Below are 22,709 nucleotides of genomic sequence, written 5' to 3' on the forward strand. Positions count from 1 at the left end.
TAATTAATTGATTACTAAAGGAATCATAGAAATGCAACTGAACAAAGTGCTGAAGGGGCTGATGATCGCTCTGCCTGTAATGGCAATCGCAGCGTGTTCTTCTAACAAGAACGCCAGCAATGACCAGAGCGGCGAAGGCATGATGGGTGCCGGCACCGGTATGGACGCGAACGGCAATGGCAACATGTCCTCTGAAGAGCAAGCGCGTCTTCAGATGCAGCAGCTGCAGCAGAACAACATCGTTTACTTCGATCTGGATAAATACGACATCCGTTCTGACTTCGCTGCGATGCTGGATGCTCACGCTAACTTCCTGCGTAGCAACCCGTCTTACAAAGTCACCGTAGAAGGTCACGCGGACGAACGTGGTACTCCAGAGTACAACATCTCCCTGGGTGAACGTCGTGCTAACGCTGTTAAAATGTACCTGCAGGGTAAAGGCGTTTCTGCTGACCAGATCTCCATCGTTTCTTACGGTAAAGAAAAACCTGCAGTACTGGGTCATGACGAAGCGGCTTACGCCAAAAACCGTCGTGCCGTACTGGTTTACTAAGAGAATTGCATGAGCAGTAACTTCAGACATCATCTGTTGAGTCTGTCGTTACTGGTTGGAATAGCGGCCCCCTGGGCCGCTTTTGCTCAGGCACCAATCAGTAGTGTCGGCTCAGGCTCGGTGGAAGACCGGGTCACTCAACTCGAGCGTATCTCTAACGCTCACAGTCAGCTTTTAACCCAACTCCAGCAACAACTTTCCGATAACCAAACTGATATTGACTCCCTCCGTGGTCAGATTCAGGAGAGCCAGTATCAGCTTAACCAGGTTGTGGAACGTCAAAAGCAGATCTTGCTGCAGGTTGATAGCCTGAGCAGCGGGGGGGCAGCAGCGCAACCAGCAGCGGGCGATCAAAGCGGAGCGGCCACAGACGCGCCAGCGCCTTCAGCCGATGCCTCTGCTGCGACAGGGGCGCCTGTGCAGAGCGGTGACGCGAACACGGATTACAACGCGGCCATTGCACTGGTACAGGATAAATCGCGCCAGGATGATGCTATCGTTGCGTTTCAGAACTTCGTTAAGAAGTACCCGGATTCCACTTACCAGCCAAACGCAAATTACTGGCTGGGTCAGTTGAATTACAACAAGGGTAAAAAGGACGATGCGGCGTTTTATTTCGCTTCTGTGGTGAAAAATCACCCGAAATCGCCAAAAGCGCCTGATGCGATGTTTAAGGTCGGCGTGATCATGCAGGACAAAGGTGACACTGCGAAAGCCAAAGCGGTTTATCAGCAGGTGGTTGCAAAATTCCCGGGCACGGAAGGGGCCAAACAGGCGCAAAAACGTCTGAGTTCGATGGGATGATTATCGCATGACCAGAAATCGCGTTATTTCTGGTCGTGCAGCATGATTACTAAGCAGTTAAGTGATCTTCATCGAAATTTTTGTTGCGCAGAATTCTTAAATCAGTAATATATGCCGCCGTTGCCACGGGATATCAAACAACGTGAAAGCAGCGTAAAAGTGGGTCGTTAGCTCAGTTGGTAGAGCAGTTGACTTTTAATCAATTGGTCGCAGGTTCGAATCCTGCACGACCCACCACTTAAAGCAGTTCCGGCAGTACAGAGTGGGTGATTAGCTCAGTTGGTAGAGCATCTCCTTTACACGGAGGGGGTCGGCGGTTCGAGCCCGTCATCACCCACCACTCGGGTCGTTAGCTCAGTTGGTAGAGCAGTTGACTTTTAATCAATTGGTCGCAGGTTCGAATCCTGCACGACCCACCAATTTTAATGTCTTACTCAGATATTAAACGTGAAGGATAACGTTGCTTTAGCAACGGCCCGAAGGGCGAGGCGAAGCCGAGTCATCCTGCACGACCCACCACTTCAAACGTGGAACCGAGTAAAATCTTCGAAGTCAGCACCCGAATGGGTCGTTAGCTCAGTTGGTAGAGCAGTTGACTTTTAATCAATTGGTCGCAGGTTCGAATCCTGCACGACCCACCACTTCGAAGAAAAATCCCGCAAGGGGTCGTTAGCTCAGTTGGTAGAGCAGTTGACTTTTAATCAATTGGTCGCAGGTTCGAATCCTGCACGACCCACCAATGTTAAAAAGCGCCCTAAAGGCGCTTTTTTGCTATCTGCAATACAACAAATGCTCCGCACATCTATTCCCGGTGACTTTTCACTCCAGATTCGCTATCTTGTTTAGTATACAAAACACAGTTGCCCTGCGTTTTGCTATGTCAGGCAAAAGAAAGGCAATATTGTTAAGCCAGTAAAACGAGAAGCCATAATGAGCGTGATGTTTGATCCTGAAGCCGCAATCTATCCCTTCCCGCCGAAGCCTGTTCCGCTGAGCATGGATGAAAAGCAGTTCTACCGTGAGAAAATCAAGCGTCTTCTCAAAGAGCGAGATGCCGTGATGGTGGCACATTACTACACCGACCCGGAAATCCAGCAGCTGGCGGAAGAGACCGGAGGCTGTATTTCTGACTCTCTGGAGATGGCGCGCTTTGGTGCAAAACATCCTGCTTCCACGCTCCTGGTTGCGGGGGTGCGTTTTATGGGGGAAACGGCAAAAATCCTTAGCCCTGAAAAAACCATCCTGATGCCAACGCTGAACGCGGAGTGTTCACTGGATCTCGGCTGTCCGATTGACGAATTCTCGGCCTTCTGCGATGCCCATCCTGACCGGACCGTGGTGGTGTACGCCAATACGTCCGCTGCAGTGAAAGCGCGCGCAGACTGGGTTGTTACGTCGAGCATCGCCGTTGAACTGATTGAGCACCTGGACAGCCTGGGTGAGAAGATTATCTGGGCACCCGACCGCCATCTGGGAAGCTACGTCCAGAAGCAGACCGGGGCAGACGTGCTCTGCTGGCAGGGCGCCTGCATCGTTCATGACGAGTTCAAGACGCAGGCACTGTCCCGCATGAAGGCGCTTTACCCTGATGCCGCTATTCTTGTTCATCCTGAATCACCGCAGTCGATTGTCGACATGGCCAATGCCGTGGGTTCAACCAGCCAGCTTATTAATGCTGCCAGAACGTTGCCGCATAAGCAGCTTATCGTGGCGACCGATCGCGGTATCTTCTACAAGATGCAGAAGGCCGTGCCGGAGAAAGAGCTCCTCGAAGCGCCAACCGCAGGCGAGGGGGCCACGTGCCGCAGCTGTGCGCACTGCCCGTGGATGGCGATGAACGGCCTGAAAGCGATTGCCGAAGGGTTAGAAACCGGCGGTGCGTCGCATGAAATCCATGTGGATGCCGCTCTGCGTGAAGGCGCGTTAGTTCCACTTAACCGCATGCTGGATTTTGCGGCTACACTACGTACTTAATTCACTACGTCCCGGGGAAAAGATGGATTTTTTTAGCACACAAAACATTCTGGTTCATATACCGATTGGTGCAGGTGGCTATGACCTGTCATGGATTGAGGCCGTTGGCACGCTGGCGGGATTACTCTGTATCTGGCTCGCAAGCCTGGAGAAGATCAGCAATTACGCGTTCGGGCTCATTAACGTTACGCTGTTTGCGATTATCTTCTTCCAGATCCAGCTCTACGCAAGCTTGCTTTTGCAGCTGTTCTTTTTTGCGGCCAATATCTACGGGTGGTACGCGTGGTCTCGGCAGAACAGCCAGCAGGAGGCCGAGCTGCAGATCCGCTGGTTACCCTTGCCGAAAGCCATCGCCTGGTTTGTCGCGTGTGTGGTCGCCATTGGTTTAATGACGGTCTACATCAACCCGGTATTTGCTTTCCTGACCCGTATTGCTGTGGCGGCCATGTCCGGCATCGGGTTACAGGTGACAATGCCTGTGCTTCAACCGGATGCTTTCCCGTTCTGGGATTCCTGCATGATGGTGTTGTCCATTGCGGCGATGATCCTGATGACCCGTAAATACGTTGAGAACTGGCTGCTGTGGGTCATCATCAATGTCATCAGCGTGGTGATTTTCGCCCTGCAGGGCGTCTATGCGATGTCTCTGGAATATCTGCTGTTGACCTTCATTGCCCTGAACGGAAGCCGGATGTGGATTAACAGCGCGCGTGAGCGAGGCTCTCACGCGCTCTCCAGTTAATGGTGGTGATGATGTGAATGGTCGGACTGCGCCTCATTCAGGTGGCAATCCGGCCCGTTACAGGGCTGGTACTCCATCTGGATGGTCGCGTGACCAATTTCATAGTGATGTTCAAGAAAGTGCTGGATGCGTTCGAGCAGCGCATCGTGGTCGTGCGGCGGGATCACCTGGACGTGCAACGTCATAACCGGTTTCTCGCCCACCAGCCAGACGTGCACGTGGTGGACGTTACGTACTTCAGGAACTGAACGATGCAGATTACGCTTTAACTCGGCGATATCCACAGAGGCGGGCGCCCCCTCCAGCAACTCATTGACGCTCTCCTTCAATAGCCGCCAGGCGCTGCGTAACACCAGACACGAGACCAGTACAGAAAGAATAGGGTCGACAGGCGTCCAGCCGGTGTAGAGGATCACCAGTGCGGCAACAATGGCTCCCACCGAGCCCAGTAAATCTCCCATCACATGCAGAGCCGCGGCGCGTACGTTAAGGTTCTTTTCACCACTGCCGCGATGCAAAATCCAGAAGGCCAGAAGATTGGCAAGCAGCCCCGCCACGGCGATCGCCATCATTGTCATCCCGGCGACCGGCTGAGGGTGTCTGAAGCGCTGAATGGCCTCCCAGACGATAAGAAGGGTAATGACCACCAGCGCAATCGCATTAACAAACGCGGCAAGCGTCGTCAGCCTCAGCCAGCCGAATGTATGGCGTGCATTAGGAGGACGACGGGCAAACTGTACGGCCAGGAGGGCAAAAAGCAGCGCTGCTGCATCGGTAAGCATATGTCCGGCGTCAGCCAGCAGCGCCAGGGAGCCGGAGATCAAACCGCCGATGACCTCAATAATCATGAAGGTGGCGGTAACGCCGAAGGCCAGCAGCAAGCGTTTAGCGTTGTCGTCGCCGGAGGCGTGGGAATGTGTGTGAGCCATGTTATCTTTCCTGATTCGTTATTGTTATTAGTGTAGCGTTTTTAATAAGTTACTCAAAAAGAAAGGAGAGCCTGAGCTCTCCTTTCGCAGTTAAATCAATAACCGGTTACTGGGTTGTACCATCCGTTTTGGTATTGGCATCATCGCCCACTTTGTCATTCGCGTCCGGGCAACGGCCGTCTTTACACATTGTGTTTTTGTGAACCTCATCCTTGCTCATATTGTCATGATTCATGGTGCCGGAGTCGGTACCATCAGGGTGCAGCATCGTGCCGCCGGTATTCGTGTTGCCGTTATTAATTTGGCTGTTATCGACATTGTTCGGGGCGACATTCTGTTTGGCATCAGGGGCCACCTGGCCTGCTGACGCAGCCGCGTTAGCATCGCCGTTACCCGATGAGCTCGTTTCAGCCGCAAGAACGCTGCCGCTTGCCAGGGTGAGGGTTGCCGTCAGGAAGAGAGTTGCCAGTTTCGTCATTTTCATCATGGTGCTCCTGTTCTTGTCGTTACGCTGGATAACATTCTCCAACAGTGCATCTTTTTCAGAGGCGAAAGATCCCGCCAGACGGACTTACGTCAGTAGGGAATCGCGTTTAATAAAGCAAAAATGGTTGTTACAGTTAAAAAGCTTAGGTTAGATCTCGTTTTTCGCTATTTTGTGGCGATTTTTAGGCGAATTCCAGGAATTATCTGCGTGAAGTGTAAAACCGTGTTTACACTTCCTGGTCGACAAGATAGATTGAAAGGATTGCTTTCATTACAAAAGATATGGCAGAGCTGGAAAGAAGATGAATTATCAGAACGACGATTTACGCATTAAAGAGATCAATGAGTTATTACCTCCTGTAGCACTCCTTGAGAAATTCCCCGCCACTGAAAATGCCGCAAACACGGTTTCTCATGCTCGTAAAGCGATCCACAAGATCCTGAAAGGTAATGACGATCGTCTTCTGGTGGTGATTGGCCCGTGCTCAATCCACGATCCTGCCGCGGCAAAAGAGTATGCCGCGAGACTGCTTAAGCTGCGCGAAGAGCTTAAAGATGAGCTGGAAATTGTGATGCGCGTGTACTTTGAAAAGCCGCGCACCACCGTTGGCTGGAAAGGGCTGATTAACGATCCGCATATGGACAACAGCTTCCAGATTAACGACGGCCTGCGTATTGCGCGCAAGCTGCTGCTGGAGATTAACGACAGTGGCCTGCCAGCCGCCGGTGAGTTCCTGGATATGATTACGCCACAATATCTGGCAGACCTGATGAGCTGGGGCGCCATTGGCGCGCGTACCACTGAATCTCAGGTTCACCGTGAACTGGCGTCCGGCCTCTCTTGCCCGGTGGGTTTTAAAAACGGTACCGATGGCACCATCAAAGTCGCTATTGACGCCATCAATGCGGCAGGGGCACCACACTGCTTCCTGTCCGTGACCAAATGGGGTCACTCTGCCATTGTTAACACCAGCGGTAACGGTGACTGCCATATCATTCTGCGCGGCGGTAAAGAGCCTAACTACAGCGCAAAACATGTCGCGGAAGTGAAGGTCGGGCTGGAAAAAGCGGGGCTGCCGCCTCAGGTGATGATCGACTTCAGCCACGCCAACTCCAGCAAGCAGTTTAAAAAGCAGATGGAAGTCGGCGCAGATGTTTGTCAGCAGATTGCTGGCGGCGAGAAAGCGGTGATAGGGGTGATGATTGAAAGCCATCTGGTTGAGGGTAACCAGAACCTCGAAGGCAGCGAGCCGCTGGTCTATGGCAAGAGCGTGACGGATGCCTGCATTGGCTGGGAAGATACCGACGCCATCCTGCGTCAGCTGGCGAATGCGGTAAAAGCCCGTCGCGGTTGATTCTCCCGGCTCAAATAAAAAAGCGCGGAAGGCTCCGCGCTTTTTTTATGTCCGGCGAAAATTACTTCGCTTTACCCTGGTTCGCAACAGCCGCGGCTTTCGCTGCGATCTCATCCGCGTTACCCAGATAGTAGTGTTTGATTGGCTTGAAGTTTTCGTCGAACTCATACACCAGCGGTACGCCAGTCGGGATGTTCAGTTCGAGGATCTCGTCTTCACCCATGTTGTCCAGGTATTTCACCAGCGCACGCAGGGAGTTACCGTGAGCGGCGATGATCACGCGCTCACCGCTTTTCAGGCGTGGCAGAATGGTTTCGTTCCAGTAAGGAACAACGCGGTCAATGGTCAGCGCCAGGCTCTCGGTGGTTGGCAGCTCAGCGTCGGTCAGTTTCGCGTAACGCGGGTCGTGGCCCGGATAGCGCTCGTCATCTTTGGTTAGCTCTGGTGGGGTTACCGCGAAGCCGCGACGCCACTGTTTAACCTGCTCGTCACCGTACTTCTCAGCGGTTTCGGCTTTGTTCAGACCCTGCAGCGCACCGTAGTGACGCTCGTTCAGTTTCCAGGATTTCTCAACCGGCAGCCAGGCCTGATCCAGCTCGTCCAGCACGTTCCACAGGGTGTGGATGGCACGTTTCAGCACAGAGGTGTAAGCAAAATCAAAGCTGAAGCCTTCTTCTTTCAGCAGTTTACCTGCTGCTTTTGCTTCGCTTACGCCTTTCTCAGACAGATCAACGTCGTACCAACCGGTGAAGCGGTTTTCGTTGTTCCACTGGCTTTCGCCGTGGCGCACCAGAACCAGCTTAGTAATAGCCATCTCTTACTCCTCAAGCATTTTTAGAATGATAACAATTCTCATTATATTGCCGTGGCCGTGCCAGCAGCAACGCTTAACCCTAACCATAGCGAAAATAGTCTCTGAGTGTAAGGTGCTTGTGAATCCAGGGTTATGATTTTGTCTGCGATTGGCGCTATTTTCAGCAAGGCGTGCAGAAAAAAGCCCTCCAGGGGAGGGCTGACGATGTTGCGGCCGGAGGTTAAGCGTGCGGAGTAAAATGATACTCGGTGACGCTGACGTACTCTTCACCCGGGCGCAGCACACAGTCCGGCTGTGGCCATTCGGGATGGTTCGGGCTGTCCGGCAGGAACTCGCTTTCCAGCGCCAGACCTTGCCAGTCGCTGTACTCGCCGTGCTCACGTGCGGTTGTCCCGCCAAGATAGTTACCGGAGTAGAATTGCAGGGCAGGGGCGCTGGTGTAGACCGTCATCTGCAGTTTTTCATCCGCAGACCAGACCTGTGCAGCAGGCTGTTTCACATCGCCTTGTGCGTGCAGCAGGAACGCGTGGTCGTAACCTTTCACCTTGCGCTGATCGTCATCGCTCAGGAAATCCTGGGCGATGGATTTTGCGTTGCGGAAGTCAAAGCTGGTACCTTCCACGGGCTTCAGCCCCTGATACGGAATGCCCATCTCGTCCACCGGCAAATAGGCATCCGCAAGGATCTGCAGCTTATGGTTACGCACATCGCACTGATTACCGTCCAGATTGAAGTAGGCGTGGTTGGTCAGGTTGACCGGACAAGGCTTATCGACCGTCGCACGGTATTCAATGGCGATACGGTTGTCGTCGGTCAGCGTAAAGCGTGCAAACGCGGTAAGGTTACCCGGGAATCCCTGGTCGCCATCCAGCGAGTCAAGTGAAAATAGCACTCCCCGGTCGTTTTGCTGGACAATTTTCCAGCGGCGTTTGTCAAATCCTTCCGGTCCACCATGCAGCTGGTTCTCACCCTGGCTTGGCAGCAACGTGTAGCGAACACCGTCGAGCTCAAAACGGCTTTTCGCAATGCGGTTCGCATAGCGCCCGACGGACGCGCCAAGATAGGCGGCCTGGTTGATATACTGCTCAGGCGAGGCGCAGCCGAGAAGGGTTTCGCGCACGCTGCCGTCTGGCATTGGTACGCGGGCGGAAAGTAGGGTGGCACCCCAGTCCATGAGCGTAACAACCATCCCCGCGCTGTTGCGCAGGGTTAACAGGCGATACGGCAGACCATCCGGTGCGAGGGTTGGCGTTTCGTTTAGCACTGTCCGGCTCCTTGTGATGCTTTACAAACATAGAACGTTTCTTTAATGCCCGTTTTGGCTTCGTACTGTTTCTCCACCGCCGACTGGACGGCCGGGACGAGATCTTCCGGCACCAGAGCGACGATGCAGCCACCAAAACCACCGCCCGTCATGCGTACACCGCCTTTATCGCCGATGACCGCTTTGACAATCTCCACCAGGGTGTCGATTTGCGGAACGGTGATTTCGAAGTAATCGCGCATGGAGGCGTGGGACTCTGCCATCAGTTCCCCCATACGTTTCAGGTCTCCTTTTGCCAGCGCGGAAGCGGCTTCAACGGTTCGGGCGTTTTCGGTCAGCACATGACGAACGCGTTTTGCCACTACCGGATCCAGCTCGTGCGCCACTTTGTTGAATTCATCAAGCGTCACGTCGCGCAGGGCCGGCTGCTGGAAGAAGCGTGCGCCGGTTTCGCACTGCTCGCGGCGGGTGTTGTACTCGCTGCCCACCAGCGTACGTTTAAAGTTGCTGTTGATAATCACGACCGCGGCACCCTTTGGCAGGGGAACGGCTTTGGTTCCAAGCGTTCGGCAGTCAATCAGTAACGCATGCTCTTTTTTGCCCAGCGCGGAGATAAGCTGGTCCATGATGCCGCAGTTGCAGCCCACAAACTGATTCTCCGCTTCCTGGCCGTTCAGTGCGATTTGCGCCCCGTCCAGCGGCAGATGGTACAGCTGCTGGAAGACGGTTCCCACCGCCACTTCCAGGGATGCCGACGAGCTTAAACCGGCCCCTTGTGGCACGTTGCCGCTGATGACGAGATCTGCACCGCCAAAATTCTTGTTACGCTTTTGCAGATGTTTCACCACGCCGCGCACATAGTTGGACCACTGCTGGCTGTCGTGGATAACAATCGGGGCATCGAGGGAAAACTCGTCCATCTCATTACCGTAATCCGCCGCAATCACGCGCACTTTGTGGTCATCGCGCTTTGCGCAGGCGATCACCGTCTGGTAATCAATGGCACAGGGCAGAACAAAACCGTCGTTGTAGTCGGTGTGTTCACCAATCAGGTTTACGCGGCCAGGTGCCTGGATAACGTGGGTGGCAGGGTAGCCAAATTTTTCAGCAAACAGGGATTGTGTTTTATCTTTCAGACTCATTTATTAGACTCCTGATTCGCGATAATGGACATCGCTAACGGCACGCAGGCGTTCTGCGGCCTGTTCTGCCGTCAGGTCACGCTGGGTTTCCGCCAGCATTTCATAGCCCACCATAAATTTACGCACCGTCGCAGAACGCAGCAGCGGCGGATAGAAATGGGCATGCAACTGCCAGTGTTGATTCTCTTCGCCGTTAAACGGTGCGCCGTGCCAGCCCATTGAGTACGGGAAGGAGCACTGGAACAGATTGTCGTAACGGCTGGTCAGCTTTTTCAGCGCCAGCGCAAGATCGTCACGCTGTGCGTCGCTGAGATCCGTAATGCGCTGAACATGTGCTTTAGGCAGCAGCAGCGTTTCAAAGGGCCACGCCGCCCAGTACGGCACAACGGCCAGCCAGTGTTCCGTTTCGACCACAGTACGGCTACCGTCGGCCAGTTCACGCCGGGTGTAGTCCACCAGCATCGGGGAGCCGTTTTCCGCGTAATAGGCTTTTTGCAGGCGATCTTCTCGTTCGGCTTCGTTGGGCAGGAAACTGTTCGCCCAGATCTGCCCGTGTGGATGCGGGTTAGAGCAGCCCATCGCGGCGCCTTTATTTTCGAATACCTGCACCCACGGATAAGTCTGGCCCAGCTCCGCAGTTTGTGCCTGCCAGGTGCTCACCACCTCTTTCAGCGCATCAACGCTAAGCTCCGGTAGCGTTTTGCTGTGATCGGGCGAGAAGCAGATCACGCGGCTGGTTCCCCGGGCGCTTTCACAACGCATCAGCGGATCATCGCTCTGCGGCGCGTCCGGCGTGTCGGTCATGAGCGCGGCAAAATCGTTGGTGAAAACGAAGGTGCCTTTGTAGTCCGGGTTTTTATCTCCCGTTACGCGGGTGTTGCCCGGACACAGGAAGCAGTCCGGGTCGTGCTGTGGCAGCGTCTGTTTTGCAGGCGTCTCTTGCGCCCCCTGCCAGGGGCGCTTGGCGCGATGCGGAGACACCAAAATCCATTGCCCGCTAAGCGGGTTAAAACGACGATGCGGATGATCGACGGGATTGAATGAAGTCATGACGGATCCTTAGTCCGGATAACCTTGTGGGTGGCGAGACTGCCAGTGCCAGGTATCCTGTGCCATTTCATCCAGCGTGCGGGTAACACGCCAGTTAAGCTCTTTATCGGCTTTGGTTGCATCAGCCCAGTATGCCGGGAGGTCTCCTTCGCGGCGGGGGGCGAAGTGATAGTTGACCGGCTTACCGCAGGCTTTGCTGAAGGCGTTAACCACATCCAGCACGCTGCTGCCAATACCGGCGCCGAGGTTGTAAATATGCACGCCCGGTTTGTCGGCCAACTGCTGCATTGCTGCCACGTGGCCGTCGGCCAGATCCATAACGTGGATGTAATCACGCACGCCGGTGCCATCTTCAGTTGGATAGTCATTGCCGAACACCGCCAGCGACTCGCGGCGGCCCACCGCCACCTGTGCGATATACGGCATCAGGTTATTTGGAATACCCTGCGGATCTTCACCCATATCGCCTGACGGATGGGCGCCGACCGGGTTGAAGTAGCGCAGCAGGGCGATGCTCCACTCCGGTTGTGCTTTTTGCAGGTCGGTCAGGATCTGTTCCACCATCAGTTTGCTTTTGCCGTACGGGCTTTGTGGCGTACCGGTGGGGAAGCTTTCAACGTAAGGAATTTTGGGCTGATCGCCGTAGACGGTGGCGGATGAGCTAAAGATGAAGTTTTTGACGTTCGCCGCGCGCATGGCGGAGATAAGACGCAGGGTACCGTTGACGTTGTTGTCGTAATACTCAAGCGGCTTCGCGACCGACTCACCGACCGCTTTCAGGCCAGCGAAGTGGATCACCGTTTCAATGGCGTGGTCGTGGAGGATCTCGGTCATCAACGCTTCATTGCGGATGTCACCTTCGACGAAAGTCGGCTGTTTTCCGCCAAGACGTTCAATCACAGGCAGCACGCTGCGCTTACTATTGCACAGGTTGTCGAGGATGATGACATCATGACCGTTTTGCAGCAGTTGCACACAGGTATGACTTCCTATGTAACCGCTACCACCTGTTACCAGAACTCGCATATTTCGCTCCATTAGGCTTATGGTATGTAATAACCATAGCATAACAGAGACGTGAAAAGTGTGACATGGGATAAATTAGTGGAATCGTTTACACTGTTTTTCAAACCCGCTTTTTTTTGATCCACTCGCATTGTAGATCAAAGAGATAAAGAAGTATCACTGCAGGTTATCTGAAAAGCGGAGGGCGGCGCCCTCCGGAAGTTAATCGATTTTGCTCAGCAGGTAGCGATAGTGCTCACCGTCCGGGATAAACTCCAGACGGTGCGTGATGCAGGCCGGTGCGTCTTCAGCATGATGTGAGACAAACAGTAACTGGGTCTCACCTTCGCCAATCAGCACATCCACAAAGCGACGGATCAGCTGGCGGTTCAGCGGATCCAGCCCCTGAAGCGGCTCATCGAGGATCAGCAGGGTCGGGTGTTTCACCAGCGCCCGGACGATCAATGCCAGACGCTGCTGCCCCCAGGACAGACTGTGAAACGGCGCGTCAGCGACCCGGTTGTCCATCCCCAGAATATCCAGCCACTGCTGGGCCAGCTTGTGCTGTTTGTCCGATACCGCCTGATAAATACCGATGGAATCAAAGTACCCGGAGAGGATCACATTGCGTACGGTGGTGCTGACCCGGTAATCCAGATGCAGGCTGCTGCTGACATAGCCGATATGCTTTTTGATATCCCAGATGGTTTCACCGCTTCCGCGACGGCGGCCAAACAGGGTCAGATCGTTACTGTAGCCCTGCGGGTGATCGCCGGTGATCAGACTCAGCAGCGTCGATTTCCCCGCGCCGTTGGGACCGACAATCTGCCAGTGTTCGCCCGGATTAACCGTCCAGCTGAGATGATTCAGGATCGGACGATCGTCATAAGAGACCACCCCGTCACGCAGCACAATCCGCGGCTGATTGGGATCTAAAGCGAGACGTACCGAAGGGGCATCGGGTTCGGGCAGGGTAATGCCGTCGAGCTTTTCGCTGTGCGCCAGTTGGGCAATCAACGCCTGCTTCAGCAGTACCGATTTTTCGCCGGTTTCGGTAAGGCTGCAGTCCGCCAGCACCCCGGCGTTCTGCACAAAATCCGGGATTTCATCAAAACGGTTAAGCACCAGCACAAGGGTGTAGCCCTGCTGGTTAAGCGAGGCCAGCAGGTCCGCCAGCTGGGCGCGGGACTGCACGTCCAGACCGTCGAACGGCTCATCCAGGATTAACAGCTCAGGTTCACTCATCAGCGCCTGGCAGAGCAGCGTTTTACGCGTCTCGCCGGTAGAAAGGTATTTGAAGCGGCGGTTGAGAAGGGCGGTGATGCCAAACTGCTCCGCCAGCTGCTGACAACGGGCAGGATTGTTGACTTCATCCTGAATAATTTCTGCCGTTGTGCGGCCCGTGTCTTCTTCGCCCGGGCTGAGGAGGTCCGTGTTGTTACGCTGCCATTCATCGCTCACCAGCTTCTGCAACTGTTCAAACGACAGGCGCGTCGTACGCGTAAAATGGCTCTGGCGTTCACCTTTAAGCAAGGTGAGCTCTCCGGCCAGCGCCCGGGCCAGCGCGGACTTGCCGCTTCCGTTGGTGCCCACAAATGCCCAGCTTTCACCCGCATGGAGTGTTAAATCTGGCAGCGTCAGCGTTCGGGTATCGCCAAGACGAAACGTACCTTGCGAAATATGCAATGATGACATGATTTATCCCATTTTTTGCAGCATCAGATGTCAGGGATACTCACTGTCGACACGCTTGTCAATCCGCTCAGCACAATGTGGCGATAATTACCCGGTCTGCGTTGAAATATGCGGTGACTACAGCACCTTCTTCTAATTCGTGCGCCTCGCTCAGGGCAACCGTCGCGCACAGCACCTGGCCGTCCGGCAGGGTCATCAGGACCTCACACTGCGCTTCACCACGTTCAATGTGCTGGATGGTGCCCTGCAGCTGGTTGTCTGCCGCTTTGGCGCGTTCGGCATCGCGCGTCACTGCGACCCACGGCGCTTTCAGCAACACCAGCACCTCCTTGCCTTCATCCAGCCCCAGACGCTCTCCGCTTTGGGCGGTAATCGCGGCTTTCAGGCGGGTGGTGCCGTCGGCAAGCAGGATCTCGATATGTTGCTGGACCTGCCCGTTATCGCGTGCGGTGACCGTGCCAAACCACTGGTTGCGGGCGCTGGTCTGGAGTGAGAAGCGAGAAATGGCGGCTAACAGGCTGTCCAGCGGGAGGTTATCATCGTCACTTAGCACATCGAACGCTTTCTGCTGGATCTGGGCCAGCAGGTCATAAAGCTGAATCAGACGCTGGCCGTAGCGGGTCAGCACGGCGCCACCGCCCCCTTTGCCGCCCGTGGCTCGCTCAACCAGCATCTGCTCGCTCAGGGTATTCATGTCATTGATCGCGTCCCAGGCGCTTTTATAACTAATGCCCGCGTTCTTTGCCCCCTGGCTTATTGAACCCGTTTGTTCTATTTGTTTAAGCAGGGCGATACGTCGCGGATCGGCGAAAAGCTTCTGCTGAAGTCGTAGGGTAAGGAGAATTTCAGCCTGCATAACGGAGTGTCCTGACAAAAGGGCTATTGTGAACCAAATGGCACAGGGCGCAAAGGGGACCGCACAAAAGGGGATGTTTTTCTTACTTTTCAGGGTAGAATAAGCCGTCCACAATATCTGGAGAAAACCATGTTAGAGTTGTTGAAAAGTCTGGTATTCGCCGTGATCATGGTACCAGTAGTGATGGCCATCATCCTCGGTGCCATCTACGGCCTGGGTGAAGTGTTCAACGTCTTTTCGAACATTGGTCACAGAGACCGCGCTAAAAAGCAGCACTGATTCCCCACAAAACGCCCGGCTTGCCCGGGCGTTTTGCTCTCAAGTATTTTTCGTCATCGCCGATATGATTTAAAGCATCCGGTAATTGTACCTCTTGATCGGTACGATTTAACGCTGGGATATCTCCGGCGTTGTCGTTATATTATTGCGTATATAACGAAACTCACAGGAGCTACAGATGGCACGTACAGGGTTACGCTTTTTCGCAGGGGCAACGCTGGCACTTTCGCTAACCGGACACGCGCTGGCCGACGAAGGTAAAATTACGGTTTTTGCGGCGGCGTCGCTGACGAATGCGATGCAGGATATTGCTGCTGCGTATAAAAAAGAGAAGAACATCGACGTCGTCTCCTCTTTTGCGTCTTCTTCTACACTGGCGCGCCAGATTGAAGCGGGGGCACCGGCCGATCTGTTCATCTCTGCCGATCAGAAATGGATGGATTACGCCGTTGATAAGAAAGCCGTGGATACCACAACCCGCGAAACGCTGCTGGGGAATAGCCTTGTCGTGGTCGCGCCAAAAGCCAGTCCGCAGGGTGACATCACCATCAACAAAGAGACTCACTGGACGCGTCTTCTGAACGGTGGCCGGCTGGCAGTGGGCGATCCGGACCATGTACCGGCTGGGATTTACGCGAAAGAGGCCCTGCAGAAACTGGGCGCGTGGCAGACACTGTCTTCAGATTTGGCGCCGGCGGAAGACGTACGCGGTGCGCTGGCGCTGGTGGAACGCAATGAGGCTCCGCTGGGCATTGTCTACGGCTCGGATGCCGTTGCCAGCAAGGGGGTCAAAGTGGTTGGCACGTTCCCGGAAGACGCCCACAAGAAAGTGGAATATCCTGTTGCGATTGTTGATGGACATAAAAATGCGACCGTGACGGCCTTCCAGGCGTACCTGAAGGGGCCGGAAGCGTCCGCAATCTTTAAACGTTATGGATTTACGACTCACGAATGATATTGACCGATCCTGAATGGCAGGCTGTACTGCTGAGCCTGAAAGTCTCTTCCCTGGCGGTTGCGCTAAGTTTGCCCTTTGGGATCTTCTTTGCCTGGTTGCTGGTGCGCTGTAAGTTTCCCGGCAAAGCGCTACTTGACAGCGTTCTCCATCTTCCGCTGGTGTTGCCGCCCGTCGTGGTGGGATATCTGCTGCTGGTGTCCATGGGCCGACGCGGGTTTATCGGCCAATGGCTGTACGACTGGTTCGGGCTGACCTTTGCCTTTAGCTGGCGCGGTGCGGTGCTGGCCGCGGCGGTGATGTCATTTCCGCTGATGGTGAGGGCTATCCGCCTGGCGCTGGAAGGGGTGGATATCAAACTGGAACAGGCCGCCCGCACGCTGGGGGCCGGGCGCTGGCGCGTCTTTTTCACCATTACGCTACCGCTCACGCTGCCGGGCATTATTGTCGGTACGGTACTGGCCTTTGCCCGTTCGCTGGGTGAATTCGGTGCCACCATTACCTTTGTTTCGAACATCCCCGGTGAAACGCGGACGATCCCTTCGGCCATGTATACGCTGATACAGACGCCGGGTGGCGAAGGTGCTGCGGCGCGTCTGTGTGTTATCTCAATTGTGCTGGCGCTGATATCGCTGCTGGTCTCTGAATGGCTGGCGCGACTCAGCCGCGAGCGGATGGGGAAATAGTTATGCTGGAACTTCATTTCACCCAGACGCTGGGAAACCACACCCTTACACTGGACGAGACGCTGCCTGCCACCGGCATCACCGCCATCTTTGGGGTCTCCGGCGCCGGGAAAACCTCGCTCATTAATGCGATCGGTGGCCTGACACGTCCTCAGGCAGGGCGCATTGTGCTGAATAATCGCGTCCTGAATGACGTTGAAAACAAGATTTACCTGACGCCGGATAAACGGCGTATTGGCTATGTGTTTCAGGATGCGCGGTTATTCCCGCACTACAGCGTGCGCGGGAATCTGCGTTATGGCATGGCCAAAAGCATGGCCGCGCAGTTTGACAAGCTGGTGGCGCTGCTGGGCATTGAGCCACTGCTTGACCGGTTGCCTTCCTCGCTCTCCGGCGGTGAGAAACAGCGAGTGGCGATAGGGCGCGCGTTGCTCACCGCCCCCGAACTCCTGCTGCTTGATGAGCCGCTGGCCTCGCTGGATATTCCGCGTAAACGTGAACTCCTGCCGTATCTCCAGCGCCTGGCGCGTGAAATCAAGATCCCGATGCTGTACGTCAGCCACTCCCTGGATGAAATTCTGCATCTGGCGGATAACGTACTGGTACTTGAAAACGGCAGCGTAAAGGCGTTTGGCAATCTTGAAGAGGTCTGGGGCAGTAGCGTCATGCACCCGTGGCTGCCCCGGGAGCAGCAGAGCAGTATCCTGAAGGTGAGCGTGCTGGAGCACCACCCGCATTACGCGATGACCGCCCTGGCGTTGGGCGACCAGCACCTGTGGGTGAATAAAATCGACAAGCCCCTGCAGTCGGCGCTGCGTATTCGTATTCAGGCGTCGGATGTCTCTCTGGTTTTACAGCCTCCGCTGCAGACCAGTATCCGAAATATCCTGCGCGCGAAGGTCGCCGAGTGTTTTGATGATAACGGTCAGGTAGAGGTGCAGCTTGAGGTGGGGAGCAGGACGCTTTGGGCACGGATCAGCCCGTGGGCCAGGGATGAGTTAGGGATCAAACCTGGCCTGTGGCTTTACGCGCAAATCAAGAGCGTCTCCATTACCACCTGATTACAGCAGGTGGGTATAAATATACTGCGCGATGCTGTCGGTGGTGTTATCGCCAATCACCACGTTAGCGCGCGCTTTCACCGCGTCATCGGCATTGCCCATTGCCACGCCCGTTCCGGCGGCTTCCAGCATGCTGATGTCGTTGTAGTTATCGCCAAAGGCGATCACATCCTGCATTGACCACCCCTGAGACTCCACGAACTGCGTCAGGCGTTTACCTTTGCTGTTGCCTTTACGGGCAATATCCACCTGGTCATGCCAGGACCATTCGCACTCCAGACCCAGCGCCTGTTCAACGTGTTTCGCGAAGGTATTCAGTTTGGTGGTATCTTCATCGGTCAACGCGAATTTCCAGATAGCCTCAACATCCTGAGCCGCCTGGCGCAGGGAAGAGACCTGGGTAAAGACCGGACGCTGCGCTTCTGGCAGAGACTGAGCCCAGTTGGTGGTGCGGATAACGTGGCCGGTCGGGCGCTCATAGACCATCGCATTATCGACATACATCAGGCCGTGGATCGCATGTTCATCCAGCAGATCAATTAACTGCAATGCCTGGGGAACCGGCAGCGGGTCGGATTCTAAAACCTTTTTTGCTTGATAATCATACAAGTGTGTTATGCTTATACAAACAGAAATTAAAAGGTTTAACATGAAAAAAGTATTTGTGTATCATCGTGTTAGCTCGGATCAGCAGCTCGATGGGTTAGGAATCGCACGCCAAGCAGAACTATTAGAAGGCTACTTAGAGCGTACTGGCATTTGTGCGGACATGGATGATCCAGCCCCAGTAGTACTATCGGATCAAGGTGTCTCAGCCTTTAAGGGTTTAAACATCTCTGAGGGTGAGTTAGGGGCATGGATGGAACAAGTACGTTATGGTATGTGGGATAGTTCTATATTGGTAGTGGAATCTATAGACCGCTTTAGCCGCCAGAACCCGTTTGATGTGATGGGTTACATCAATGCTCTAATGGCACATAACGTAGCTATTCATGATGTAATGGCTAACATAGTTATCAGCCGTAGTAATTCTAAAGATCTACCTTTTGTAATGATGAATGCTCAACGGGCATATGATGAATCTAAGTATAAAAGTGATCGTATTCGTAAAGGGTGGGCGAAGAAACGCGAACAAGCATTCAACAAAGGTACTATAGTAACTAATAAACGTCCTCAATGGATCGAAGTAGAAAATGATAAGTATGTGCTTAATCATAAAGCGGCAGTAGTTAAAGAGATATTTGCTCTTTATCAAACTGGCATGGGATGCCCCACGATTGCTAAACAACTTCAGACGAAAGAAGGTGAGCAATATAAATTTAATCGTCCGTGGACTGGTGAGCTTGTACATAAAATTCTTACTAATCGCCGCGTAACTGGTAAGATTTTCATTTCTGAAATCATCCGTAATCATGATGATATTGATAATCCAGTAACTCAGAAAAAGTACGATATGGACGTGTACCCTGTAGTAATTAGTGAAGATGAATTTGAATTAGTACAGGAATTGCTAAAATCTCGTCGTCCTAATGCTGGTCGTATTACTGTGAAGAAAGAAGGGCAGGAAGAAGTACTGATTAAAAGTAATTTGTTTAGTGGTATCGCACGTTGTACAGAATGCGGCGGGTCAATGTATCATAATGTGGTTCGTGCTAAACGTACACCAAAGAAAGGCGATCCGAAAATCGAGGAATATAGATACATTCGTTGCCTCAACGAACGTGATGGACTTTGCGAAAATAAAGCTATGACCTATGAAACAGTAGAGCGTTTTGTAGTAGAGCATTTATTAGGCATGGATCTAAACACTGTGATTAAAGAACAAGAATTCAATCCTGAAATTGAAGTGATACGTATTCAAATTGATCAAGTTAAGGATCAGATCACTAACTATGAAAATGGTATTGAACGGCGTAAAAATGCTGGTAAAGCTGTCTCTTTTGAAATGCGGGAAGAATTGGATGATGCCAAGTTAGAGTTAGAAAAATTATTAGCACGTCAGGCTTCATTAGCTACAGTACAAGTAGATGTACCAGTACTACAGGATGTTAATGTTGCTGAATTATATAATGTGAATAACGTCGACATACGCACACGTTATGAGAATGAACTTAACAAGATTGTTTCTAATATTAGTCTAAAGCGTAACGGCAATTTTTACACAATTGACATTATCTACAAGCAGAACGAGCTGAAAAGGCATGTCCTTTTTATAGAGAATAAGAAGAAAGAACAAAAGTTAATCAGTGAGGTGATCATTGAAAATGTTGATGGTACTAAATTCTATTACACACCATCTTTCGTAATTAGTGTTAAAGATGGTGAGATCCGTTTTCAGCAGACTAAAGAAGATCTTACAATCATTGATTACTCGCTATTGCTGAACTATATAGATGCTGTAGATCGATGTGATGCCGTAGGTGTTTGGATGCGAAACAATATGAGTTTCTTATTCACTAAGTAACGAGTATCCTAAACATAAAACGAAAGAAACCTCTTAATTAACTGGTAACGTCAGCAGAGCCATCAAAAATGCTATTTTAGAATCTTGCTTCAGCCGTGAAGATTTTTTGAAAAACACAAAGTTGAGTAATGATAGTATTTCTCTTTTAAAAATGTAACTAACAATCGTTACATGTATTTTTGTGATAAATCTAACGTTACTTCCAAAGTACATAGCGATGTACTTGAAAGTAGTCTATAGTTAAATTGACAATAATAATAAAGTAGTATCAGTTGAGTAGTTAGCAGTACTTTGATGATAGTTATCATGGGACGTAAGCGAAATACGATACATTTTTTTGCCCTGCTAGTATTTGATGGTATTAGCAGGGTGTTTTTATGTTTGAAGAACAATAGTAAAGCTAACTATCATTAACGTTGAATAGTAAAAGCTATCATAAATCGAAACGCAGACTATCTAACTTTCTGAGAACTATCTGATTATTTTAAAAACAAGATTTATACGTTTTAAAATTAATTTTGGCCTCGTGTACGCTCGTATACGAGGCTTTTTCGTATATGGCAATGCGTTGGTGTGGTTTTGTAATAGAGCCTCTCAAAACGCGTTACAGCGAAGATTTGCGTTAAGTGATTTGTGAGGGTGACTGATATTAGGCGATGTGAGATTTTTCTTGGTGAAAAAACCTTCTATTTGATATAATACAAAAGCCAAAATTCCTGTTGGTGAATGGTAGTACTGAAATAAGGTTGCCGCCTCTACCGTTTGTCGACGGTTAAAGGTACATTACCTTCTTATAGCCCCTGAAAAGATTCAGGGGCTATAAGTATTGAAATGTTCTAACCTGGTATGTTCATATCAGTACTTCTATTACAATAACTCACATGATTACGCCTCTTTATATAAATAAATGTATACAATACAGGAGGCGTATACATGCTAAAACTTTTAATTGAATTCTTACTATTCCCAATCTACACAATACTAGTATTGATGTTTATGATTCTCACAGTACTAGCACTTCCAATAAAGATACGATTTGTAGAACGTCACGTAAGACAATACATAAATAAAAGTACTAATGTATTACGCAAGAAAAAAACCTAAGAATTTTGGATCGGGTGATTTTTTCACGGTATAATGTAGGTATCTACAACATATTTGGGACAGACGCAAAAAATGTCCTATAATATAGATATGGCTTTTTGAATGATCGAAAATGTTCACCTAGCCGAACTGCGAAGTATAATTCAATTCTCCAGCCATCAGAGACTAAATAGATGGTAACATTATAATTCTCCTATATTGCTAAAGTATAGCCCCCTAAAAAGGGCTATCTTTTTTGCTTGGGATAAATAACGTATACGTATACAAATTACATGAGTTAATTAAATGAATAATAATAAATCTAAGGATAGAAAAGATAACGTAATAACCGCACGTTTATCTAATTCACAGGTTGAGGTACTAAAGAAATTGATTGATGAAGGTAAGGTATCAAAAGGTACTCTATCTTCTGCTGTAGGTTACTTAATTGATCAGTACATTGTACTAAACAGTAAGTAATTAATTGGTTGTCTACTAACCACACAATAAGTAGAAACGCGATTACAGGAAGTAACGCGGGTAATATGGAAGTTATATATGAAAATATGGAAAGAAACGAAATATGAATATTATGTAGTAAGTAATGAAGGTGATGTATTCAATACTAAGACAGAAACACTACTAAAGCTAACCCCTTCAAAATCTAATGGGTACTACAAAGTAACACTATCTGTCAAAGGTGGTGATAGTAGAACTGTAGAAGTTCATCGACTAATCGCAGAAACTTTTATTGAACGTGATGAATCATTGAAATTAGTTGTTGATCATATTGATGGTAATCCTCTAAACAATCACGTGGATAACCTACAATGGATTACACAAAAAGAGAATATGGCTAAAGCGAAAAATAAACGTAGCTGGAATAGATTCACCGAAGAAGAGAAAGCACAAATCATTGATGCGTGGAATACTGGAAAGTACTCATACATTGGGATTACATCTCACTTCAATCAACTATGGAACCGTAATACTACACGACATAGTTACACAAGAATTATCAAAAAAGCATAATAACTTAGGGGCTATCATGTAGGAGTGACAGCCCCATATTAAAGGGGAATTATAATGGCAAGAAAAGAAACAATACACAATAATCAAATGATCCAGAATGAACTACGTTTCATTTGCTTTAATTCACTATCTAGTGAAGCAAAAGAAGTAATGCGTGGAATAATCCAGGAAAGTACTTTTCTAGGTAAACACCGTGTACCGGAAGAAGATGTATTTGCGATAGTAAAGAATGCTCCTGAATTCAGTGAAGTGATGGTATTTGAACATCTAAAATTATTCAGGCAGAATAAAAATCAAAAATATCCAGATAGTAAATCATCGCGTGAAAAGTACAAACGCATAGCAACGCTAGTATCACAGGCGTTTGAAGTACTAGTAAAGGAAGTGACCTGCCCCCACGATTAGATACAACACTCAGTTAGTAACGTCGGAATCTTCATTCTCAGAATGACCCTTTCTCCAGCCCGCTGCAAATTCAGA

Annotated in this window: 23 protein-coding genes and 5 tRNA genes; 18 read left to right on the top strand and 10 right to left on the bottom strand. The window is 51.1% G+C overall.

All coding sequences use genetic code 11. The annotated features are described in order from the left end of the window. Positions 1 to 31: 31 nt before the first annotated feature. The 9 genes from pal to pnuC all read left to right on the top strand — a co-directional run bounded on the left by pal (position 32) and on the right by pnuC (position 4,073). Positions 32 to 553, top strand: a complete 522-nt coding sequence (pal, locus tag ACOTZF_RS05895) for a peptidoglycan-associated lipoprotein Pal (RefSeq protein ID WP_006177214.1) — start codon at positions 32 to 34, stop codon at positions 551 to 553. 9 nt (positions 554 to 562) lie between these two features. Beyond that, entirely contained in the window at positions 563 to 1,357 is a 795-nt protein-coding gene (gene cpoB / locus ACOTZF_RS05900) for a cell division protein CpoB (protein ID WP_129251511.1), read from the top strand. 161 nt (positions 1,358 to 1,518) lie between these two features. Continuing rightward, positions 1,519 to 1,594, top strand: a tRNA-Lys gene (locus ACOTZF_RS05905). A gap of 27 nt (positions 1,595 to 1,621) precedes the next feature. After that, positions 1,622 to 1,697: transfer RNA gene (locus ACOTZF_RS05910), tRNA-Val, on the top strand. Between the two features lie 3 nt (positions 1,698 to 1,700). Continuing rightward, positions 1,701 to 1,776: transfer RNA gene (locus tag ACOTZF_RS05915), tRNA-Lys, on the top strand. Positions 1,777 to 1,922: 146 nt separating this feature from the next. Then, a tRNA-Lys gene (locus ACOTZF_RS05920) sits at positions 1,923 to 1,998 on the top strand. A 22-nt stretch (positions 1,999 to 2,020) separates the two neighbouring features. Then, positions 2,021 to 2,096 (top strand) — tRNA-Lys (locus ACOTZF_RS05925). A gap of 191 nt (positions 2,097 to 2,287) precedes the next feature. Beyond that, positions 2,288 to 3,331 (top strand): quinolinate synthase NadA, encoded by a 1,044-nt coding sequence (gene nadA, locus ACOTZF_RS05930; RefSeq protein WP_058679323.1) that lies wholly within the window; start codon positions 2,288 to 2,290, stop codon positions 3,329 to 3,331. Between the two features lie 22 nt (positions 3,332 to 3,353). Continuing rightward, positions 3,354 to 4,073, top strand: coding sequence for a nicotinamide riboside transporter PnuC (gene pnuC, locus ACOTZF_RS05935; RefSeq protein ID WP_020685075.1), 720 nt, complete (start codon positions 3,354 to 3,356; stop codon positions 4,071 to 4,073). On the opposite strand, the gene zitB is transcribed toward pnuC, so the two are convergent. Both zitB and ACOTZF_RS05945 read right to left on the bottom strand, forming a co-directional pair. After that, a complete protein-coding gene (zitB, locus tag ACOTZF_RS05940; RefSeq protein WP_013097525.1) occupies positions 4,070 to 5,002 on the bottom strand; it encodes a CDF family zinc transporter ZitB in 933 nt (310 codons plus the stop codon). The genes pnuC and zitB overlap by 4 nt on opposite strands. A 106-nt stretch (positions 5,003 to 5,108) precedes the next feature. Next, on the bottom strand, positions 5,109 to 5,486 hold the full coding sequence (locus tag ACOTZF_RS05945) for a YbgS-like family protein (RefSeq protein ID WP_020685076.1): 378 nt from the start codon (positions 5,484 to 5,486) through the stop codon (positions 5,109 to 5,111). Positions 5,487 to 5,790: 304 nt separating this feature from the next. Between ACOTZF_RS05945 and aroG the strand changes: the two genes are divergently transcribed. Next, positions 5,791 to 6,843 carry a 3-deoxy-7-phosphoheptulonate synthase AroG gene (aroG, locus tag ACOTZF_RS05950; protein WP_013097523.1) on the top strand — a complete coding sequence of 351 codons (1,053 nt, stop codon included), beginning with the start codon at positions 5,791 to 5,793 and terminating at the stop codon, positions 6,841 to 6,843. A 61-nt stretch (positions 6,844 to 6,904) separates the two neighbouring features. On the opposite strand, the gene gpmA is transcribed toward aroG, so the two are convergent. The 7 genes from gpmA to modE all read right to left on the bottom strand — a co-directional run bounded on the left by gpmA (position 6,905) and on the right by modE (position 14,669). Further along, positions 6,905 to 7,657, bottom strand: coding sequence for a 2,3-diphosphoglycerate-dependent phosphoglycerate mutase (gpmA, locus tag ACOTZF_RS05955; RefSeq protein WP_008501111.1), 753 nt, complete (start codon positions 7,655 to 7,657; stop codon positions 6,905 to 6,907). Positions 7,658 to 7,877: 220 nt separating this feature from the next. Then, positions 7,878 to 8,921: a galactose-1-epimerase gene (galM, locus tag ACOTZF_RS05960; protein WP_129251509.1), complete on the bottom strand. Its 1,044-nt coding sequence runs from the start codon at positions 8,919 to 8,921 to the stop codon at positions 7,878 to 7,880. Continuing rightward, positions 8,915 to 10,063: a galactokinase gene (gene galK, locus ACOTZF_RS05965; RefSeq protein WP_129251508.1), complete on the bottom strand. Its 1,149-nt coding sequence runs from the start codon at positions 10,061 to 10,063 to the stop codon at positions 8,915 to 8,917. Before galK ends, galM begins: the two co-directional genes overlap by 7 nt. Positions 10,064 to 10,066: 3 nt before the next feature. Next, positions 10,067 to 11,113: a galactose-1-phosphate uridylyltransferase gene (gene galT, locus ACOTZF_RS05970; protein ID WP_013097520.1), complete on the bottom strand. Its 1,047-nt coding sequence runs from the start codon at positions 11,111 to 11,113 to the stop codon at positions 10,067 to 10,069. Between the two features lie 9 nt (positions 11,114 to 11,122). Next, positions 11,123 to 12,139, bottom strand: coding sequence for a UDP-glucose 4-epimerase GalE (gene galE / locus ACOTZF_RS05975; protein WP_023622345.1), 1,017 nt, complete (start codon positions 12,137 to 12,139; stop codon positions 11,123 to 11,125). A gap of 201 nt (positions 12,140 to 12,340) precedes the next feature. Beyond that, positions 12,341 to 13,813 carry a molybdate ABC transporter ATP-binding protein ModF gene (gene modF / locus ACOTZF_RS05980; protein ID WP_023622344.1) on the bottom strand — a complete coding sequence of 491 codons (1,473 nt, stop codon included), beginning with the start codon at positions 13,811 to 13,813 and terminating at the stop codon, positions 12,341 to 12,343. Between the two features lie 67 nt (positions 13,814 to 13,880). Continuing rightward, a complete protein-coding gene (gene modE / locus ACOTZF_RS05985) occupies positions 13,881 to 14,669 on the bottom strand; it encodes a molybdenum-dependent transcriptional regulator (RefSeq protein WP_040020659.1) in 789 nt (262 codons plus the stop codon). 129 nt (positions 14,670 to 14,798) lie between these two features. Here modE and ACOTZF_RS05990 point away from each other — a divergent pair, with 129 nt between their 5' ends. The 4 genes from ACOTZF_RS05990 (at position 14,799) to modC (ending at position 17,650) form a co-directional block, all read left to right on the top strand. Then, positions 14,799 to 14,948, top strand: a complete 150-nt coding sequence (locus ACOTZF_RS05990) for an AcrZ family multidrug efflux pump-associated protein (RefSeq protein WP_013097516.1) — start codon at positions 14,799 to 14,801, stop codon at positions 14,946 to 14,948. Positions 14,949 to 15,126: 178 nt separating this feature from the next. Further along, positions 15,127 to 15,903 carry a molybdate ABC transporter substrate-binding protein gene (gene modA / locus ACOTZF_RS05995; protein ID WP_040020661.1) on the top strand — a complete coding sequence of 259 codons (777 nt, stop codon included), beginning with the start codon at positions 15,127 to 15,129 and terminating at the stop codon, positions 15,901 to 15,903. Beyond that, positions 15,900 to 16,589, top strand: coding sequence for a molybdate ABC transporter permease subunit (gene modB / locus ACOTZF_RS06000; RefSeq protein ID WP_013097514.1), 690 nt, complete (start codon positions 15,900 to 15,902; stop codon positions 16,587 to 16,589). The genes modA and modB overlap by 4 nt, the downstream gene beginning before the upstream one ends. Before the next feature lie 2 nt (positions 16,590 to 16,591). Next, positions 16,592 to 17,650 (top strand): molybdenum ABC transporter ATP-binding protein ModC, encoded by a 1,059-nt coding sequence (gene modC, locus ACOTZF_RS06005; RefSeq protein WP_029882496.1) that lies wholly within the window; start codon positions 16,592 to 16,594, stop codon positions 17,648 to 17,650. On the opposite strand, the gene ACOTZF_RS06010 is transcribed toward modC, so the two are convergent. Next, the gene (locus ACOTZF_RS06010) at positions 17,651 to 18,301 is read right to left on the bottom strand and encodes a pyridoxal phosphatase (RefSeq protein ID WP_164989327.1); all 651 of its coding nucleotides are present in this window, start codon (positions 18,299 to 18,301) and stop codon (positions 17,651 to 17,653) included. Between ACOTZF_RS06010 and ACOTZF_RS06015 the strand changes: the two genes are divergently transcribed. The 4 genes from ACOTZF_RS06015 to ACOTZF_RS06030 all read left to right on the top strand — a co-directional run bounded on the left by ACOTZF_RS06015 (position 18,300) and on the right by ACOTZF_RS06030 (position 22,634). Further along, positions 18,300 to 20,114, top strand: coding sequence for a recombinase family protein (locus ACOTZF_RS06015; protein ID WP_164989326.1), 1,815 nt, complete (start codon positions 18,300 to 18,302; stop codon positions 20,112 to 20,114). The two genes, ACOTZF_RS06010 and ACOTZF_RS06015, sit on opposite strands and share 2 nt — an antisense overlap. A gap of 1,389 nt (positions 20,115 to 21,503) precedes the next feature. Beyond that, on the top strand, positions 21,504 to 21,677 hold the full coding sequence (locus ACOTZF_RS06020) for a hypothetical protein (RefSeq protein WP_164989325.1): 174 nt from the start codon (positions 21,504 to 21,506) through the stop codon (positions 21,675 to 21,677). Between the two features lie 78 nt (positions 21,678 to 21,755). Continuing rightward, a complete protein-coding gene (locus tag ACOTZF_RS06025) occupies positions 21,756 to 22,229 on the top strand; it encodes an HNH endonuclease signature motif containing protein (RefSeq protein ID WP_129317841.1) in 474 nt (157 codons plus the stop codon). A 54-nt stretch (positions 22,230 to 22,283) separates the two neighbouring features. Beyond that, positions 22,284 to 22,634 carry a hypothetical protein gene (locus ACOTZF_RS06030; RefSeq protein ID WP_421636053.1) on the top strand — a complete coding sequence of 117 codons (351 nt, stop codon included), beginning with the start codon at positions 22,284 to 22,286 and terminating at the stop codon, positions 22,632 to 22,634. Positions 22,635 to 22,709 lie beyond the last annotated feature (75 nt).

Origin of the sequence: Enterobacter cloacae complex sp. SHL021 (assembly GCF_049237765.1) — a bacterium.
Taxonomy (GTDB): Bacteria; Pseudomonadota; Gammaproteobacteria; order Enterobacterales; family Enterobacteriaceae; genus Enterobacter; species Enterobacter cloacae.